Annotated in this window: 18 protein-coding genes and 2 other annotated features; all 18 genes read left to right on the top strand. The window is 42.1% G+C overall.

Annotation, left to right across the window (positions count from 1 at the left end; genetic code table 11):
* The first annotated feature begins 39 nt into the window (after positions 1 to 39).
* The 18 genes from gltX to NSQ52_RS00700 all read left to right on the top strand — a co-directional run bounded on the left by gltX (position 40) and on the right by NSQ52_RS00700 (position 18553).
* A complete protein-coding gene (gene gltX, locus NSQ52_RS00615; protein ID WP_039169429.1) occupies positions 40 to 1491 on the top strand; it encodes a glutamate--tRNA ligase in 1452 nt (483 codons plus the stop codon).
* Positions 1492 to 1721, top strand: a binding site (T-box leader).
* 81 nt (positions 1722 to 1802) lie between these two features.
* Positions 1803 to 2456 (top strand): serine O-acetyltransferase, encoded by a 654-nt coding sequence (gene cysE, locus NSQ52_RS00620; RefSeq protein WP_017366453.1) that lies wholly within the window; start codon positions 1803 to 1805, stop codon positions 2454 to 2456.
* Positions 2453 to 3853, top strand: coding sequence for a cysteine--tRNA ligase (gene cysS, locus NSQ52_RS00625; RefSeq protein ID WP_024718297.1), 1401 nt, complete (start codon positions 2453 to 2455; stop codon positions 3851 to 3853). Before cysE ends, cysS begins: the two co-directional genes overlap by 4 nt.
* A 3-nt stretch (positions 3854 to 3856) precedes the next feature.
* Entirely contained in the window at positions 3857 to 4288 is a 432-nt protein-coding gene (locus NSQ52_RS00630) for a Mini-ribonuclease 3 (protein WP_008345428.1), read from the top strand.
* Positions 4272 to 5021 (top strand): 23S rRNA (guanosine(2251)-2'-O)-methyltransferase RlmB, encoded by a 750-nt coding sequence (gene rlmB, locus NSQ52_RS00635; protein WP_017359163.1) that lies wholly within the window; start codon positions 4272 to 4274, stop codon positions 5019 to 5021. Before NSQ52_RS00630 ends, rlmB begins: the two co-directional genes overlap by 17 nt.
* A gap of 2 nt (positions 5022 to 5023) precedes the next feature.
* Positions 5024 to 5536: a ribosome-dependent mRNA decay endonuclease Rae1/YacP gene (gene rae1, locus NSQ52_RS00640; protein WP_007496285.1), complete on the top strand. Its 513-nt coding sequence runs from the start codon at positions 5024 to 5026 to the stop codon at positions 5534 to 5536.
* A gap of 63 nt (positions 5537 to 5599) precedes the next feature.
* Entirely contained in the window at positions 5600 to 6256 is a 657-nt protein-coding gene (gene sigH, locus NSQ52_RS00645; protein WP_008345424.1) for an RNA polymerase sporulation sigma factor SigH, read from the top strand.
* Between the two features lie 76 nt (positions 6257 to 6332).
* The gene (rpmG, locus tag NSQ52_RS00650; RefSeq protein ID WP_008356502.1) at positions 6333 to 6482 is read left to right on the top strand and encodes a 50S ribosomal protein L33; all 150 of its coding nucleotides are present in this window, start codon (positions 6333 to 6335) and stop codon (positions 6480 to 6482) included.
* A gap of 34 nt (positions 6483 to 6516) precedes the next feature.
* Positions 6517 to 6693, top strand: a complete 177-nt coding sequence (gene secE / locus NSQ52_RS00655; RefSeq protein WP_008345422.1) for a preprotein translocase subunit SecE — start codon at positions 6517 to 6519, stop codon at positions 6691 to 6693.
* Between the two features lie 171 nt (positions 6694 to 6864).
* Positions 6865 to 7398, top strand: coding sequence for a transcription termination/antitermination protein NusG (nusG, locus tag NSQ52_RS00660; RefSeq protein WP_003217197.1), 534 nt, complete (start codon positions 6865 to 6867; stop codon positions 7396 to 7398).
* Between the two features lie 171 nt (positions 7399 to 7569).
* A complete protein-coding gene (rplK, locus tag NSQ52_RS00665) occupies positions 7570 to 7995 on the top strand; it encodes a 50S ribosomal protein L11 (protein ID WP_003216956.1) in 426 nt (141 codons plus the stop codon).
* Between the two features lie 99 nt (positions 7996 to 8094).
* A complete protein-coding gene (rplA, locus tag NSQ52_RS00670) occupies positions 8095 to 8793 on the top strand; it encodes a 50S ribosomal protein L1 (RefSeq protein ID WP_017359164.1) in 699 nt (232 codons plus the stop codon).
* Between the two features lie 46 nt (positions 8794 to 8839).
* Positions 8840 to 8980, top strand: a sequence feature (ribosomal protein L10 leader region).
* Positions 8981 to 9049: 69 nt separating this feature from the next.
* Entirely contained in the window at positions 9050 to 9550 is a 501-nt protein-coding gene (gene rplJ / locus NSQ52_RS00675; protein ID WP_003217048.1) for a 50S ribosomal protein L10, read from the top strand.
* A 42-nt stretch (positions 9551 to 9592) separates the two neighbouring features.
* Positions 9593 to 9958, top strand: coding sequence for a 50S ribosomal protein L7/L12 (gene rplL / locus NSQ52_RS00680; protein ID WP_008345418.1), 366 nt, complete (start codon positions 9593 to 9595; stop codon positions 9956 to 9958).
* A gap of 96 nt (positions 9959 to 10054) precedes the next feature.
* Positions 10055 to 10660, top strand: coding sequence for a class I SAM-dependent methyltransferase (locus NSQ52_RS00685; protein ID WP_007496296.1), 606 nt, complete (start codon positions 10055 to 10057; stop codon positions 10658 to 10660).
* A gap of 255 nt (positions 10661 to 10915) precedes the next feature.
* Positions 10916 to 14497: a DNA-directed RNA polymerase subunit beta gene (gene rpoB / locus NSQ52_RS00690; RefSeq protein WP_024425866.1), complete on the top strand. Its 3582-nt coding sequence runs from the start codon at positions 10916 to 10918 to the stop codon at positions 14495 to 14497.
* A 61-nt stretch (positions 14498 to 14558) separates the two neighbouring features.
* Positions 14559 to 18158: a DNA-directed RNA polymerase subunit beta' gene (rpoC, locus tag NSQ52_RS00695; protein ID WP_007496298.1), complete on the top strand. Its 3600-nt coding sequence runs from the start codon at positions 14559 to 14561 to the stop codon at positions 18156 to 18158.
* A 146-nt stretch (positions 18159 to 18304) separates the two neighbouring features.
* Positions 18305 to 18553, top strand: a complete 249-nt coding sequence (locus NSQ52_RS00700) for a 50S ribosomal protein L7ae-like protein (RefSeq protein WP_008345416.1) — start codon at positions 18305 to 18307, stop codon at positions 18551 to 18553.
* Positions 18554 to 18581: the final 28 nt, after the last annotated feature.

The raw sequence follows: 18581 nt of genomic DNA on the forward strand, positions 1-18581 counted from the left end.
TGTCAGACAACATGATGCAGATGAAAGGAAGTTAAACTCATGGGAAATGAAGTGCGTGTTCGTTATGCACCGAGTCCAACTGGTCATTTACATATTGGGAATGCTAGAACGGCTCTTTTCAACTATTTGTTCGCACGCAGTCAAGGCGGCAAATTTATTATTCGAATCGAGGATACGGATCAAAAGCGTAATGTAGAAGGCGGAGAAGAAAGCCAGCTTCGCCACCTGCAATGGCTCGGGATTGATTGGGACGAGAGCATTGATAAAGATGGCGGCTACGGTCCTTACAGACAATCAGAGCGTAATGATATTTACAAAAAATATTATGACGAGCTACTAGCGAAAGATTTGGCATATAAGTGCTATTGTACGGCTGAAGAACTAGAAGAAGAGCGAGAAGCACAAATTGCCCGCAGTGAAATGCCTCGATATTCTGGTAAATGCAGTCATTTATCAAAAGAAGAAGAGGACAAGCTGATTGCTGAAGGAAGAGAGCCAAGCATCCGCTTCCGAGTGCCTAAAGGAGAAATCATCAAATTTGACGATATGGTCAAAGGCGAGATTTCATTTGAAACAGACGGCATCGGTGACTTTGTTATTGTGAAGAAAGATGGTACGCCAACGTATAACTTCGCTGTAGCGGTGGATGATCATTTGATGAAAATGACTCACATTCTTCGTGGTGAGGATCACATTTCGAATACACCTAAACAAATTATGGTCTTCAATGCATTTGGCTGGGATGTTCCGCTGTTCGGACATATGACGCTGATTGTAAACGAGAACCGCAAGAAATTAAGCAAGCGTGATGAATCAATTATCCAGTTCATCGAGCAGTATAAGAACTTGGGCTATTTACCAGAAGCTTTGTTTAACTTCATTGCACTGCTTGGGTGGTCTCCAGTTGGTGAAGAGGAACTATTTACAAAAGAGCAGTTCATCGATATTTTCGATGTCAATCGACTTTCTAAGTCACCAGCTCTCTTCGATATGCATAAACTAAAATGGGTGAATAACCAATACGTGAAAGCACTTGATCTTGATCAAGTTGTGGCACTTACACTTCCACATCTTCAAAAGGCAGGCAAGGTAAGTGAGCAGCTGACAGAAGAAGAAAACACGTGGGTGCGCAAACTCATTTCTCTATACCACGAGCAATTGAGCTACGGAGCAGAAATTGTTGAGTTAACAGAGTTGTTCTTTAAGGAACAAATTGAGTATAATCAAGAGGCAAAGGAAGTTCTTGCAGAAGAGCAAGTACCAGAAGTGATGGCTTCGTTTGCAGGTCAGCTTGAACGTCTTGAGTCTTTCACACCTGATGAAATCAAAGCTGCCATTAAAGCGGTACAAAAAGAAACAGGGCATAAAGGTAAGAAACTATTCATGCCAATTCGTGTGGCTGTCACTGGACAAACGCATGGCCCAGAGCTTCCGCAAAGTATTGAACTACTAGGTAAAGAGACGGTATTAAACCGCATTAAACAAATATAAGGAAAATCGTTGCGAGGGAGAAGTACAATGTTATCGTCCATCACAGAAAGAGTCTTCACCGGCTGAAAGAGACTTATGGGCAGACGTTGGAAATGCACCCTCAAGACCCTTGAGGAACACGTATGTTAGTATGCAAGGGCGGTACCCTCCGTTATGGGATGAAGTTGAGAAGGCTGCGAAATGAGGGCTTTCTAAACAGAGTGGAACCGCGTTTTCAAAACGTCTCTGTCATATGGCAGAGGCGTTTTTTATTTGTCCAAAAAAGAGAGCAAGTCCTAAGAGAGATTGATGGGGAAGAACGGGGGGAGCATGTGTTTTTCAAAATGCTGAAAGAAGATATTGATACTGTGTTTGATCAAGATCCTGCTGCTAGAAGCTATCTTGAAGTAGTGCTAACCTATTCAGGGCTTCATGCGATTTGGGCTCATCGTGTTGCGCATGCATTTTACAAGCGTAAGCTGTATTTTCTTGCGCGGATCATTTCTCAGGTCAGCCGGTTTTTCACAGGGGTTGAGATTCACCCAGCAGCAACCATCGGCCGGCGGTTCTTTATTGATCACGGCATGGGCGTCGTGATTGGGGAAACATGTGAAATTGGCGATAACGTCACTGTTTTCCAAGGCGTGACATTAGGGGGAACAGGGAAAGAAAAGGGAAAGCGGCATCCAACTATTTTGGACGATGCCCTGATTGCGACTGGTGCTAAGGTGCTCGGTTCCATTACCGTAGGAAAAGGGTCCAAGATTGGTGCGGGGTCTGTTGTGTTAAAAGACGTACCAGACCATTCCACTGTTGTAGGTATACCTGGGCGAGTGGTCGTTCAAAATGGAAAGAAAATCAATCGTGATCTCAATCATCAAGATTTGCCAGATCCAGTTTCTGATCGTTTCAAAGAATTGGAGCGAGAAATGGAAAAGCTAAAACGTGAGCTGGCTTCATTGAGCAGAAAGGAAGAACAATCATGACAATCAATATTTATAATACATTGACACGTAAGAAGGAAGAGTTTGTCCCACTTGAACCAGGAAAGGTCAAAATGTATGTATGCGGACCAACCGTGTATAACTACATTCATATCGGGAATGCAAGACCGGCCATTGTATATGACACGGTACGTAAGTATTTAGAATATAGCGGCTATGATGTGAATTTCGTATCCAACTTTACTGATGTGGATGATAAACTCATCAAAGCAGCAAATGAATTAGGCGAAGATGTCCCAACGATTGCTGATCGATTTATCCAAGCATACTTTGAGGACGTCAGTGCATTAGGCTGCAAAAAAGCAGACCTTCACCCGCGAGTGACAGAAAATATGGATGATATCATTGCGTTTATCGCCACATTGATTGAAAAAGGCTACGCCTATGAAGCAGATGGTGACGTGTATTACAGCACACGCTCATTTGAAGGCTACGGAAAACTGTCTCACCAATCGATTGATGAACTAAAGACAGGTGCCCGTATTCGTGTAGGTGAGAAGAAACGAGATGCGCTGGACTTCGCTTTATGGAAGGCTGCAAAGGATCAGGAGATTTCTTGGGATAGCCCGTGGGGCGAAGGGCGTCCAGGCTGGCACATCGAGTGTTCTGCGATGGTCAAAAAGTATTTAGGCGATACGATTGACATTCATGCTGGCGGACAGGATTTAACGTTCCCTCATCACGAGAATGAGATCGCTCAATCTGAGGCTTTGACAGGCAAACCTTTTGCAAAGTATTGGATGCATAACGGATATATTAATATTGAGAATGAAAAAATGTCAAAATCACTAGGCAACTTTGTGCTCGTGCATGACATTGTGAAAGAACAAGATCCTGACGTCCTTCGATTCTTTATGTTGTCGGTTCACTACCGTCATCCAATTAACTACTCAATGGACTTACTAGAGAGTACAAAGAGTGCGTTTAACCGACTCAAAACGTCGTATGCTAATTTACATCATCGCCTTGAAAGCAGCACGAATATCACAGAAGATAACACTGAATGGTTGACAAAGATTGAAGAGCAGCGAGCGACATTTATTTCTGAAATGAATGATGACTTCAATACGGCAAATGCCATCTCTGTTTTATTTGAACTAGCGAAACAAGCGAATTACTATATGGAAAATGATCATACTTCCGAGGAAGTGATCAAGGCATTTATTGGCTTGTTCCAAGAAATCACATCCGTCCTCGGCTTCTCACTAGAAGAAAAGCACACGCTTGACGAAGAGGTAGAAGCATTAATTGAGAAGCGGAATGAAGCTAGAAGGAATCGTGACTTCGCATTGTCTGATCAAATTCGTGACCAGTTAAAGAGCATGAATATTGTATTGGAGGACACTCCTCAAGGTACGCGCTGGAAAAGAGGAGAATAGGTCATGTTGAATTTTGAAAAGCTGAAAGACGGAAAACAGTTGAACGGACTTGCACTTGCTTATATGGGTGATGCCATTTTTGAAGTATACGTGAGGCATCACCTCCTCCAAACGGGGGCGACCAAACCAAATGAGCTTCATAAACGTGCAAGTAAAATCGTTTCAGCTAAATCTCAGGCCGCTATTTTATTTGAGCTTCAGCAGAAGGGCTTTTTCACAGAAGCGGAAGAAGCGGTGCTGAAAAGAGGAAGAAATGCAAAATCAGGCACAGTGCCTAAAAACACAGACGTTCAAACGTATCGTTATAGTACAGCGTTTGAAGCGCTCATGGGTTATTTATTTATTGAGAAGCAGGACGAACGCTTAGAAGAGTTGATTAGTCAGGCGATTGAAATCGGAACGTCAGGGAGGAAGACAAATGAGTCAGCAACATGATTATGTGATTGGGAAAAATGCAGTGATTGAAACACTGAAGTCAGATCGGGAGTTATACAAGCTCTGGATGGCAGAAAACACTGTAAAAGGACAAGCCCAGCAGGTCATTGAACTCGCGAAAAAGCAAAATATCACCATTCAGTATGTTCCGAGGAAAAAGCTTGATCAGATGGTAACAGGTCAGCACCAGGGAATCGTTGCACAAGTAGCAGCATATGAATATGCAGAATTGGACGATCTGTATCAAATTGCTGAAAAGCGGAATGAACAACCATTTTTCATCATCTTAGATGAAATTGAAGATCCGCACAATTTAGGGTCGATCATGCGTACGGCCGATGCTGTTGGTGCACATGGAATCGTCATTCCAAAACGACGAGCGGTAGGCTTGACGACAACTGTTGCGAAAGCATCTACTGGAGCCATTGAACATATCCCGGTCGCAAAAGTAACCAATCTTTCCAGAGCTCTTGATGAAATGAAAGAAAGAGGAATCTGGGTCGCAGGAACAGATGCATCTGCGAAGCAGGACTACAGACAATTTGATGGCACGATGCCTCTCGCTCTTGTCATTGGCAGTGAAGGAAAAGGAATTGGCCGATTGATTAAGGAAAAATGTGATTTCTTGATTAAATTGCCAATGGCCGGGAAGGTCACTTCATTAAATGCATCAGTTGCCGCTAGTCTATTGATGTATGAAGTGTATCGAAAACGTTATCCGTTAGGAGAATAGAGATGGACATCCTCTTAGTCGATGGATACAACATGATAGGTGCATGGCCTCGTTTGCAGCACTTAAAAGAAAACAGCTTTGAAGAAGCCAGAGACGTGCTGATTCAACATTTAGCAGAATATCAAGCATATACAGGGTATCGAGTCATTGTCGTATTCGATGCCCATATGGTCAAAGGAATCGAAAAGAAGCGGACAAACCACCGAGTAGAGGTCATCTTTACAAGAGAAAATGAAACGGCTGATGAGCGGATTGAAAAACTGGCACAAGACTTAAATAACATTCGGACGCAAATTCATGTGGCGACCTCTGATTACACAGAACAATGGGCGATTTTTGGACAGGGTGCACTTCGTAAGTCAGCACGAGAGCTCTTAAGAGAGATAGAAGTGATTGAACGAAAGATTGAAACACGTGTCAAAAAGATTACTTCTGATAAACCAGCATCCAAAATTGAATTGTCAGAAGATGTATTGAAAACGTTTGAAAAATGGCGGCGGGGAAACTTGGAATAGCTTGACGATATTTCAACCATTATTGTATAATATTTCTATCTAGGTGCGGTCGGGGGGATCGAAGTGAATCTAAACAACAGCAAGGGTAAGTCCATCAGAGAGCAATTTTGCCAGTTGGAAGATGAACAAGTCATTGAAAGGGTTCATGTCGGAGATAGTGATGCGCTAGATTATTTAATAACGAAATACCGCAATTTTGTACGTGCGAAAGCAAGATCTTATTTCTTGATTGGAGCGGATCGAGAGGACATTGTCCAAGAGGGGATGATCGGACTTTATAAGTCTATCCGCGATTTCAGAGAGGACAAGCTTACTTCATTTAAGGCTTTTGCAGAATTATGTATTACCCGCCAAATTATCACCGCAATTAAAACAGCTACTCGCCAAAAACATATCCCGTTAAATTCCTATGTATCATTAGACAAGCCGATATACGATGAAGAATCGGACAGAACATTATTGGACGTCATTTCCGGTGCTAAAGCGCTTAACCCAGAAGATTTAATCATTAGCAAAGAAGAATTTGATGATATTGAAATGAAAATGGGTGAATTACTAAGCGAGCTGGAAAGAAAGGTACTTGTGCTTTATCTTGATGGCAGGTCCTATCAGGAGATTTCTGAAGATTTAAACCGTCATGTGAAATCAATTGATAACGCACTCCAAAGAGTAAAGAGAAAATTAGAGAAATATTTAGAGCTGCGCGAGATCAGTCTCTAATCAAACCTATATTGACAGCTTTTTCGACACTGTGATAAGGTACTAAGGAAATGATGTCGAGAAAATAGGTGTAAATATGAGGAAAAAGATTACTCTAGCCTGTAAAGACTGCGGAAGCCGCAATTATACGACAATGAAAAGTGTTGCTTCAGCAGCTGAAAGATTAGAAGTTAAGAAATATTGCAAGACTTGTAATTCACATAAAACACATTTAGAAACGAAGTAGGATTTGCGTTCTTTAATCTGTGGAGGTCTTTTACATGCGTATTATCAGTTTCTTAAAAAGTGTCGGGAAAGAAATGAAAAAGGTCAGCTGGCCAAAGAAAAACGAAATGGTCCGCTACACGATCACTGTTATTTTAACAGTCGTATTTTTTGCCATCTTTTTCTCTTTTCTTGATATAGGAATCTCACAATTAATCGAATTAATTCATTAATACTTGAATAATGGTCTGCTGAACGTGCTATAATAGATCATAATATGACTTGCCAAAAAACCCGTTTTACGGGTTTTTTCAATTGCTTGAAAATATTTACCGGTACTCGAGATTCGTCAAATAGACATTACGAAATGTGGGGAGGGAAGGACTAAATAGTCCTGAACGAAAATGGAAAAGAATTGGTATGTTGTGCATACGTACTCTGGCTATGAGAACAAAGTGAAAGCGAACTTGGAAAAGCGTGTTGAATCAATGGGCATGCAGGATAAAATTTTCCGCGTTGTTGTACCAGAAGAAGAAGAAACGGACATTAAAAATGGTAAGAAAAAAGTAGTGAAAAAGAAAGTATTCCCTGGATATGTGCTAGTAGAAATCGTCATGACTGACGATTCTTGGTATGTCGTTCGTAATACACCAGGTGTGACAGGATTCGTTGGATCAGCTGGATCAGGCTCTAAACCGACAGCGTTATTACCTGGCGAAGCGGAAACCATTCTGAAGAGAATGGGACTTGAAGAGCGCAAGACAGAAATCGACTTTGAACTAAAAGAAACAGTCAAGGTCATCGATGGACCATTTGCTAACTTCACAGGCTCTATCGAAGAGATTGATTATGATAAAAGCAAAGTCAAAGTATTCGTTAATATGTTTGGTAGAGAAACTCCTGTGGAACTTGAGTTCACACAGATCGATAAATTGTAATTTAAAAGAGCTTGAAATGAGTGTATAGAAGTGGTAATATAGCAAAGGTACGTCTTGAGTTCGCTCAAGATCGCTAGTTAGTTATTTCGTCATTCATATAAAGAATGAAGTTGTTGAGTGGGAGGGGGATTCCCCTATTACCACATCACGGACTTTAAGGAGGTGTGTCTCGTGGCTAAAAAAGTAGTAAAAGTTGTTAAATTGCAAATTCCTGCTGGAAAAGCTAACCCAGCTCCACCAGTTGGACCTGCACTAGGTCAAGCCGGTGTTAATATCATGGGATTCTGTAAGGAGTTTAACGCTCGTACAGCTGACCAAGCTGGTCTTATCATTCCTGTTGAAATTTCGGTTTTTGAAGACCGTTCATTTACATTTATTACTAAAACTCCACCTGCTGCAGTATTACTTAAAAAAGCAGCTGGTATTGAGTCTGGTTCTGGTGAACCTAACCGTAATAAAGTGGCAACTGTTAAGCGTGATAAAGTACGCGAAATCGCGGAAACAAAAATGCCTGACTTAAACGCTGCTAGCGTTGAATCAGCTATGCGCATGGTTGAAGGTACTGCACGCAGTATGGGTATTGTCATCGAAGATTAATTTTTTGTCTTGTTGGGTTGCGAGTTTGGTTTTGACAAGTTCGCAACCCTTATTCGTGGGAGGTTATTCCGCTAAAACCACATAAGGAGGATTTTTATAATGGCTAAAAAAGGTAAAAAGTATGTAGAAGCTGCTAAGCTGATCGATCGTACAAAAGCGTATGATGTTGCTGAAGCTGTTTCTCTTACAAAAAAAGCAAATACAGCGAAATTTGATGCGACTGTAGAAGTTGCTTTTCGTTTGGGCGTAGACCCTCGTAAAAACGATCAACAAATCCGCGGTGCAGTTGTACTTCCTAACGGAACTGGTAAAACTCAACGCGTTCTTGTGTTCGCTAAAGGCGAAAAAGCAAAAGAAGCAGAAGCTGCTGGAGCAGACTACGTTGGAGATTCTGATTACATCACTAAAATCCAACAAGGCTGGTTCGAATTCGATGTAATCGTTGCGACACCTGACATGATGGGTGAAGTTGGTAAGATCGGTCGTGTACTTGGACCAAAAGGTCTTATGCCAAACCCTAAAACAGGAACTGTAACTTTCGAAGTAGAAAAAGCAATCAATGAAATCAAAGCTGGTAAAGTAGAATACCGCGTTGATAAAGCTGGTAACATCCACGCGCCAATCGGAAAGGTTTCTTTCGAGGACGAAAAGCTTGTTGAGAACTTTGCAACAATCTATGACACAATCCTTAAAGCAAAACCTGCAGCGGCTAAAGGTGTATACGTGAAAAACGTTTCTGTTACATCAACTATGGGCCCTGGCGTGAAAGTGGACCCATCTTCTTTCTCTGCAAAATAAATCTTGACTTATCACAACCGTTTTGATAATATCAAAATGTTGTAAAATAGAATAATCATTTATACCGTAGACAGCAGGGGCCTTATGGCTTAATTAACCCGCCGAGGTGTATATGTCACAGTCTTACGTTAACGTATGCTTGTATATACAGCCTCCATGTCTTAATGGAGGCTTTTTATATGGAGAACCGTTCGTTAGGAACGTGATGGCCTGATCGGTATAAGTGTTACACAAAGAATGTACAGGAGGTGTAACCATGAGCAATGCAATCGATACTAAAAAAGTTGTCGTTGATGAAATTACTTCTAAATTTAAAGACAGTATGTCTACTGTAATCGTAGATTACCGCGGTCTTTCAGTTTCTGAAGTGACTGAACTTCGTAAACAGCTTCGTGATGCTGGTGTAGAATTCAAAGTTTACAAAAATACTTTGACTCGCCGTGCAGTTGAACAAGTTGAACTAACGGGTTTAAACGATTTCTTAACAGGTCCAAACGCTATCGCATTCAGTAACGAAGATGTTATCGCACCTGCGAAAATCATCAACGAATTTGCGAAAAGCCACGAAGCTTTAGAAATCAAAGCTGGTGTTATCGAAGGAAACGTAGCGACTGTAGAAGAAGTGAAGGCTCTTGCGGAACTTCCGTCTCGCGAAGGCTTACTTTCTATGTTGCTTAGCGTTCTTCAAGCTCCAGTTCGTAACCTTGCTCTTGCTACTAAAGCAGTTGCAGATCAAAAAGAAGAACAAGGCGCTTAATGCGTACTTGACGTAAAAAAACTTAAAATGGAGGAATTACAAATGGCTTTAAATATCGAAGAAATCATTGCTTCAGTTAAAGAAGCAACTGTACTTGAGTTAAACGACTTAGTAAAAGCAATCGAAGAAGAATTTGGCGTAACTGCTGCTGCTCCTGTAGCTGTAGCTGCTGGTGGCGGTGCTGCTGCTGAAGAAAAAACTGATTTTGATCTAGTACTTGCTGGTGCTGGAGACCAAAAAATCAAAGTTATCAAAGTGGTTCGTGAAATCACTGGTCTTGGCTTGAAAGAAGCTAAAGAACTTGTTGACAACACTCCAAAACCACTTAAAGAAGGTATTGCTAAAGAAGAAGCTGAAGAACTTAAAGCTAAGCTTGAAGAAGTTGGCGCTTCTGTAGAAGTTAAGTAATCTTCGCCTAATCTTTTGGGAAAGCTCGCTTTTACTGGCGGGCTTTTTCTTTTCTTATCTCCTGAAACGATTGAATCCAGAGGAGGTCCATTCACCATGAGTGACCACTATTATACGGAAAAGCCATCAGTGAAAAGCAATAAACAGACATGGGACTTCACCTTGAGAAACCGTAGCTTTACTTTTACAAGTGACAGTGGAGTGTTTTCTAAGAAAGAAGTCGACTATGGTTCGAGGCTTTTAATTGAAGCTTTTGAAGAACCTGACTTGGATGGCGACGTCTTAGATGTCGGTTGCGGTTATGGACCGATCGGCTTATCGTTAGCAAACGAAATGACAGGCCGCACCATTCATATGATTGATGTGAACGAAAGAGCAGTCGAACTTTCAAAGGAAAACGCTAAGCATAATCGCATTGATAATGTCCGCATCTATCAAAGTGATTTGTTCTCGAATGTTCATTCATCAGCTGCTTTTGCCTCTATACTGACCAATCCCCCAATACGGGCAGGGAAGAAAGTAGTACATGCGATCTTTGAAAAAAGTGCTGATCATTTATTGCCGGAAGGTGAGTTGTGGGTGGTTATTCAGAAAAAACAAGGTGGACCATCTGCGATTGAGAAATTAGAGCAGCTTTTTGGAGAAGTGACGGTCGTTATGAAAAAAAAGGGCTACTATATTATCAAAGCTAAAAAAGTTTGACGCAGTTTCCTAGCTGTGTTAACATTATAAAATGCCAATGTGTATATTTTGCTTGATAGGCTTAAAAAACAACTATTTTGTATAAATTATGCATACTTGGGAAAACTAATAAAATCGGTATTTGTTTTTGGATGTGGTTTTCTTATTTTAGAAACCCTTTTTTCTTTTGTCTTGTAAAAGTATTTCTTTACTGACATTTGAAAGACAGAAATACTTTTTACACATATAATACGCATGATTTGAGGGGTGAATCAGTTGACAGGTCAACTAGTTCAGTATGGACGACACCGCCAGCGCAGAAGCTACGCACGCATAAGCGAAGTGTTAGAATTACCAAATCTCATTGAAATTCAAACCTCTTCTTATCAGTGGTTTCTTGATGAGGGTCTTAGAGAGATGTTTCAAGATATATCCCCAATTGAGGATTTTACTGGTAACCTTTCTCTTGAATTCATTGATTACAGCCTAGGGGATCCTAAGTATCCTGTAGCAGAATCAAAAGAACGTGATGTAACTTACTCTGCTCCACTAAGAGTAAAAGTTCGTTTAATTAACAAAGAAACTGGAGAAGTAAAAGACCAAGATGTGTTTATGGGTGATTTCCCAATCATGACAGACACAGGTACTTTTATCATTAATGGTGCGGAACGTGTAATCGTTTCTCAGTTAGTACGTTCTCCAAGTGTATATTTCAGTGGTAAAGTAGACAAAAACGGTAAAAAAGGTTTTACTGCGACTGTCATTCCAAACCGTGGCGCATGGTTAGAATACGAAACTGATGCGAAGGATGTAGTCTATGTACGCATCGATCGCACACGTAAGTTGCCGGTTACGGTTCTTTTGCGTGCTCTCGGCTTCAGCTCTGATCAAGAGATTCTTGACCTCATTGGCGAGAATGAATACTTACGCAACACGTTGGAAAAGGACAATACAGAGAATGCCGATAAAGCACTTCTCGAAATCTACGAGCGTCTTCGTCCCGGAGAGCCGCCAACTGTTGAAAATGCGAAAAGCTTGCTAGACTCTCGCTTCTTTGATCCGAAGAGATATGACTTAGCAAATGTTGGACGCTACAAGATTAATAAGAAGCTTCATATTAAAAATAGACTATTCAATCAAAAATTGGCTGAAACGCTAGTTGATCCTGAAACAGGTGAAATCCTAGCAGAAAAAGGTCAAATTTTAGATAGAAGAGTGCTTGATAAAGTTCTTCCATACTTAGAAAACGGCATCGGATTTAGAAAGCTTTATCCAAATGGTGGCGTAGTAGAGGATGAAGTAGAACTTCAATCTATCAAGATTTATGCACCAACTGATCAAGAAGGCGAGCAAGTGATCAACGTGATTGGTAATGCATATGTAGAGGAAGCTGTGAAGAACATCACGCCTTCTGACATCATTGCTTCAATCAGTTACTTCTTTAACCTGCTTCATGGAGTAGGTGACACAGATGATATCGATCACCTTGGTAACCGTCGTCTGCGTTCTGTAGGTGAACTTCTGCAAAATCAATTCCGTATTGGTTTAAGCAGAATGGAGCGTGTTGTTCGTGAAAGAATGTCGATTCAAGACACGAACACGATCACACCTCAGCAGCTGATCAACATCCGTCCTGTGATCGCTTCTATCAAAGAGTTCTTTGGTAGCTCTCAGCTTTCTCAGTTCATGGATCAAACAAACCCGCTTGCTGAATTGACACACAAACGTCGTCTATCAGCGCTTGGACCGGGTGGTTTGACACGTGAGCGTGCAGGAATGGAAGTTCGTGACGTTCACTATTCTCACTATGGTCGTATGTGTCCGATTGAAACACCAGAGGGTCCAAACATTGGTTTGATCAACTCTCTATCTTCATTTGCGAAAGTGAACCGCTTCGGATTTATCGAAACACCTTACCGTCGGGTTGATCCTGAAACAGGTAAAGTGACGCCGAGAATCGATTACTTAACCGCTGATGAAGAGGATAACTACGTTGTAGCACAAGCGAACGCTCAGCTAGCTGATGATGGTTCGTTTATCGATGATAACATTATCGCTCGTTTCAGAGGGGAAAACACCGTTGTTCCTCGAAACCGCGTTGACTACATGGACGTTTCGCCGAAGCAGGTTGTTTCTGCAGCGACAGCATGTATCCCATTCTTAGAAAACGATGACTCTAACCGTGCTCTAATGGGAGCGAACATGCAACGTCAGGCTGTGCCTTTGATGCAGCCGGAATCACCGATTGTTGGTACAGGTATGGAGTATGTATCAGGTAAAGACTCTGGTGCTGCTGTGATCTGTCGTTACCCAGGTGTTGTAGAACGTGTTGAAGCGAAGAATATTTGGGTTCGCCGTTATGAAGACGTTGACGGACAACAAGTCAAAGGAAACCTAGACAAATACAGCTTGCTGAAATTTGTCCGCTCTAACCAAGGGACTTGCTACAACCAGCGCCCAATTGTAAGTGTTGGAGATGAAGTCGTCAAAGGAGAAATCCTTGCAGACGGTCCTTCTATGGAAAAAGGTGAATTGGCTCTAGGACGTAACGTCATGGTCGGCTTCATGACTTGGGACGGTTACAACTATGAGGATGCGATCATTATGAGTGAGCGCCTTGTAAAAGATGACGTCTACACTTCTATTCATATTGAAGAATATGAATCAGAAGCTCGTGATACAAAGCTTGGACCAGAAGAAATTACGCGTGATATTCCAAACGTTGGGGAAGATGCTTTACGCAACCTTGACGAGCGTGGAATCATCCGTATTGGTGCAGAAGTAAAAGACGGAGATCTTCTTGTCGGGAAAGTAACGCCTAAAGGTGTAACAGAACTAACAGCTGAAGAACGTCTATTACATGCAATCTTTGGTGAAAAGGCTCGTGAAGTACGTGATACGTCTCTACGTGTACCACACGGCGGCGGCGGAATCATCCACGATGTCAAAGTCTTTAACCGTGAAGATGGAGATGAATTACCACCAGGTGTTAACCAGTTAGTCCGTGTATACATCGTTCAGAAGCGTAAAATTTCTGAAGGTGACAAAATGGCCGGACGACATGGTAACAAAGGTGTTATCTCTAAAATCCTTCCAGAAGAAGATATGCCGTATCTTCCAGATGGAACACCGATTGATATCATGTTAAACCCTCTAGGGGTACCATCTCGTATGAATATCGGTCAGGTACTTGAGCTTCATATGGGTATGGCTGCACGTTACCTAGGCATCCACATTGCGTCACCAGTATTTGATGGTGCTCGTGAGGAAGATGTTTGGGAAACGCTTGAAGAAGCAGGTATGTCCCGTGATGCGAAAACAGTCCTTTATGACGGTCGAACTGGTGAACCATTCGATAACCGTGTATCAGTCGGAATCATGTACATGATCAAACTGGCTCACATGGTTGACGATAAACTTCACGCTCGTTCAACTGGACCATACTCACTTGTTACGCAGCAGCCACTGGGCGGTAAAGCACAGTTTGGTGGACAGCGTTTCGGAGAGATGGAAGTATGGGCACTTGAAGCTTACGGTGCAGCATATACACTTCAAGAAATCTTAACTGTAAAATCGGATGACGTTGTGGGTCGTGTGAAAACATACGAAGCGATCGTCAAAGGGGATAACGTACCTGAACCAGGTGTCCCTGAATCATTCAAAGTATTAATTAAAGAACTTCAAAGTTTAGGTATGGATGTGAAAATCCTATCTGGCGATGAAGAAGAGATAGAAATGAGAGATTTAGAAGACGATGAGGAAACGAAGAAAGCAGACGGATTAGCGTTATCTAATGACGAAGATGCTGCAGACCTCGCACCTGTCGATCTTGAACGTGACGCAGTCACAAAAGAATAGCAGAAACGATTAGAGCAAGTGACTAGGGTATAACCCGAAGATTAAAAGGGAGGTAGGCCCCTTGCTAGATGTGAACAATTTTGAGTATATGAACATCGGTCTCGCATCACCTGATAAAATCCGTTCTTGGTCTTTTGGTGAAGTGAAAAAGCCTGAAACGATTAACTATCGTACACTGAAACCGGAAAAAGATGGTCTCTTTTGTGAACGTATCTTCGGACCGCAAAAAGACTGGGAATGTCATTGTGGAAAGTATAAACGCGTTCGTTATAAGGGTGTTGTATGTGACCGTTGTGGTGTAGAAGTAACACGGGCAAAAGTCCGTCGTGAGAGAATGGGGCATATCGAACTGGCTGCCCCAGTTTCCCACATTTGGTATTTCAAAGGTATCCCAAGCCGTATGGGTCTTGTTCTAGATATGTCACCACGTGCGTTAGAAGAAGTGATTTACTTCGCTTCTTACGTCGTGACTGATCCGGGCAACACACCGCTTGAGAAGAAACAACTTCTTTCTGAGAAAGAATTCCGTGCTTATTTAGATAAATACGGTAACACCTTCCAAGCAGCTATGGGTGCAGAAGCAATTAACAAACTTCTTCAAGATATCGATCTTGTAAAAGAAGTAGATACACTCAAAGAAGAGCTAAAAACAGCTCAAGGACAGCGTCGTACACGTGCGATCAAACGCCTTGAAGTGTTGGAAGCTTTCCGTAACTCAGGAAACAAACCGTCTTGGATGATCCTTGATGTACTTCCGGTTATTCCACCAGAATTACGTCCAATGGTTCAGCTTGATGGCGGACGTTTTGCTACTTCTGACTTGAACGACCTTTATCGTCGTGTCATCAACCGTAACAATCGTCTGAAACGTTTATTAGATCTTGGCGCGCCAAGCATCATCGTTCAGAACGAGAAGCGTATGCTTCAAGAAGCTGTCGATGCCTTGATTGATAATGGACGTAGAGGCCGACCAGTAACAGGACCAGGAAATAGACCATTGAAATCTCTTTCTCACATGCTGAAAGGGAAACAAGGGCGTTTCCGTCAAAACTTGCTTGGTAAACGTGTTGACTATTCTGGACGTTCCGTTATCGTCGTTGGACCACATTTGAAAATGTATCAGTGTGGACTTCCGAAAGAAATGGCTCTTGAACTATTCAAACCATTCGTGATGAAGGAGCTTGTTGAAAAAGGATTAGCTCACAACATTAAGAGCGCGAAACGTAAGATTGAGCGCGTGCAGCCGGAAGTTTGGGATGTTTTAGAATCAGTGATTCGTGAGCATCCAGTCTTACTAAACCGTGCACCAACTCTTCACAGACTTGGTATTCAAGCGTTTGAACCTACACTTGTGGAAGGACGCGCAATTCGTCTGCATCCACTTGTATGTACTGCCTACAACGCTGACTTTGATGGTGACCAAATGGCGGTTCACGTACCATTATCTGCTGAAGCTCAAGCTGAAGCTCGTATCTTAATGCTTGCTGCTCAAAACATTTTGAACCCGAAAGATGGAAAACCTGTTGTTACGCCATCTCAGGATATGGTGCTAGGTAACTACTACCTTACACTTGAGCGTAAAGGTGCTATCGGAGAAGGTATGGTCTTCAAAGATACGAACGAAGCCCTTCTAGCTTATCAAAATGGGTATGTGCATCTTCATACACGTGTAGCTGTTGCAGCTAACTCGTTGAAGAATGTGACATTCACTGATGAACAGCGTTCTAAATTGTTGATTACAACAGTTGGAAAACTAATCTTTAACGAAATCTTACCGGAATCATTCCCTTACATGAATGAGCCGACAAAGAGCAATATTGAAGAAAAAACGCCTGACCGCTTCTTCCTTGAAAAAGGTGAAGATGTCAAAGCTGCGATCGAGAAACAAGAAATCAATGCGCCGTTCAAAAAAGGTATTTTAGGTAAAATCATTGCGGAAATCTTTAAGAGATTCCATATCACTGAGACATCTAAAATGCTTGACCGCATGAAAAATCTTGGTTTCAAATACTCTACTAAAGCGGGTATTACGGTTGGGGTGTCTGATATCGTCGTATTAGATGATAAACAGAAGATCCTCGAAGAAGCGCAAGCAAAAGTAGATAACGTCATGAAGCAATTCAGACGTGGTTTGATTACTGAAGAAGAGCGTTACGAGAGAGTCATTTCGATCTGGAGTTCTTCTAAAGATGTCATCCAAGGTAAACTGATGAAGTCCCTTGATGAAGTCAACCCTATCTACATGATGAGTGACTCTGGAGCGCGTGGTAACGCATCTAACTTCACTCAGCTGGCTGGTATGCGTGGTCTGATGGCCAACCCGGCTGGACGTATCATTGAACTTCCGATCAAATCTAGTTTCCGTGAAGGTTTAACCGTATTGGAATACTTTATTTCTACTCACGGAGCGCGTAAAGGTCTTGCCGATACAGCTCTTAAAACAGCTGACTCAGGTTACCTCACGCGTCGTCTCGTTGACGTTGCGCAGGATGTTATCATCCGCGAAACAGATTGCGGTACAGACCGTGGAATCTTGGCGAAGTCCATTAAAGAAGGAAATGAAATTATTGAGAAACTTGAAGAACGTCTGATCGGACGTTTTGCAAGAAAACCAATTGTTCACCCTGAAACGGGCGAAGTCATTGTTGGCGAAAACGAACTAATTGATGAAGATAAAGCACTTGAAGTAGTTGAAGCAGGAATCGAAGAAGTATGGATCCGTTCTGCATTTACATGTAACACGCCTCATGGTGTATGTAAACGATGCTACGGCCGTAACCTTGCAACTGGTACTGACGTTGAAGTCGGTGAAGCAGTTGGAATCATCGCTGCACAATCGATCGGTGAGCCAGGAACACAGCTTACAATGCGTACGTTCCATACCGGTGGGGTAGCAGGAGACGATATCACTCAAGGTTTACCTCGTATCCAAGAGTTATTTGAAGCGCGTAATCCGAAAGGGCAGGCAACCATTTCTGAAATTGATGGTGTCGTTGCTGAAATTAACGATGTTCGTGACAAGCAACAGGAAATTGTGGTTCAAGGCGAAGTTGAAACTCGCTCTTACACAGCTCCTTACAATGCACGTCTGAAAGTTGTTGAAGGTGACAAAGTCACTCGTGGTCAAGTACTGACAGAAGGTTCAATCGATCCGAAAGAACTTCTTAAAGTGACTGATATGACAGCTGTTCAAGAATATCTGCTTCATGAAGTACAAAAAGTATACCGTATGCAAGGGGTAGAAATCGGAGATAAGCACGTAGAAGTAATGGTTCGCCAAATGCTTCGTAAAGTGCGTGTCGCTGATGCAGGGGATACAGATGTATTACCAGGCACACTTCTTGATGTACACCAATTCACAGAAGCGAACAAAAAAGTACTATTCGAAGGCAAACGTCCTGCAACAGGTCGTCCAGTTCTTCTTGGTATTACAAAAGCATCGCTTGAAACAGACTCATTCTTGTCTGCAGCATCCTTCCAAGAAACGACTCGTGTCCTAACAGATGCGGCGATCAAAGGAAAACGTGATGAACTGCTTGGCTTGAAAGAGAATGTCATCATCGGTAAACTTGTTCCTGCTGGAACTGGAATGCCAAACTACCGTAAAGTTAAGCCGGTTTCACAAGTGCAGCCGTCTGACGATATGGTTCCTGTAGAGTAATCTTTCTCTTAAGATTTCTATAAAAATCATCAAAAAATGGTGAAGGATGTCAAGATAATCTGTCAAACGATATTGACATCCTTCTGCCATGATGATAATATAACCAAGGTGCTCAAAATAAAACCTGTTACTTTGGAGGATATTCGATGTCTTATGATAAAGTATCACAGGCTCAATCCATTATTATTGGTACGAAGCAAACAGTAAAAGCTCTGAAACGAGATTCAGTGAAGGAAATCGTCGTAGCGAAAGATGCTGATCCTGCTTTAACCGCTAGTGTAATGAAACTAGCGCAAGAGAAGGGTGTAGACATTTTAGTGGTAGATTCCATGAAAAAGCTCGGCAAGGCCTGCGGAATTGAAGTTGGGGCAGCAGCTGTTGCCATTATGTTATAGCGTACTTGTTTTGTTTTTGCATGCTTAA

This window comes from Bacillus sp. FSL W8-1141, from assembly GCF_038593205.1.
Taxonomy (GTDB): domain Bacteria; phylum Bacillota; class Bacilli; order Bacillales; family Bacillaceae; genus Bacillus; species Bacillus altitudinis.

Bases quoted from the DNA above. Each gene is read 5' to 3' on its own strand.
- gltX (WP_039169429.1), top strand. From the start codon at position 40: ATGGGAAATGAAGTGCGTGTTCGTTATGCACCGAGTCCAACTGGTCAT.
- cysS (WP_024718297.1), top strand. From the start codon at position 2,453: ATGACAATCAATATTTATAATACATTGACACGTAAGAAGGAAGAGTTT.
- NSQ52_RS00630 (WP_008345428.1), top strand. From the start codon at position 3,857: ATGTTGAATTTTGAAAAGCTGAAAGACGGAAAACAGTTGAACGGACTT.
- rlmB (WP_017359163.1), top strand. From the start codon at position 4,272: ATGAGTCAGCAACATGATTATGTGATTGGGAAAAATGCAGTGATTGAA.
- rae1 (WP_007496285.1), top strand. From the start codon at position 5,024: ATGGACATCCTCTTAGTCGATGGATACAACATGATAGGTGCATGGCCT.
- rpmG (WP_008356502.1), top strand. From the start codon at position 6,333: ATGAGGAAAAAGATTACTCTAGCCTGTAAAGACTGCGGAAGCCGCAAT.
- secE (WP_008345422.1), top strand. From the start codon at position 6,517: ATGCGTATTATCAGTTTCTTAAAAAGTGTCGGGAAAGAAATGAAAAAG.
- nusG (WP_003217197.1), top strand. From the start codon at position 6,865: ATGGAAAAGAATTGGTATGTTGTGCATACGTACTCTGGCTATGAGAAC.
- rplA (WP_017359164.1), top strand. From the start codon at position 8,095: ATGGCTAAAAAAGGTAAAAAGTATGTAGAAGCTGCTAAGCTGATCGAT.
- rplJ (WP_003217048.1), top strand. From the start codon at position 9,050: ATGAGCAATGCAATCGATACTAAAAAAGTTGTCGTTGATGAAATTACT.
- rplL (WP_008345418.1), top strand. From the start codon at position 9,593: ATGGCTTTAAATATCGAAGAAATCATTGCTTCAGTTAAAGAAGCAACT.
- NSQ52_RS00685 (WP_007496296.1), top strand. From the start codon at position 10,055: ATGAGTGACCACTATTATACGGAAAAGCCATCAGTGAAAAGCAATAAA.
- NSQ52_RS00700 (WP_008345416.1), top strand. From the start codon at position 18,305: ATGTCTTATGATAAAGTATCACAGGCTCAATCCATTATTATTGGTACG.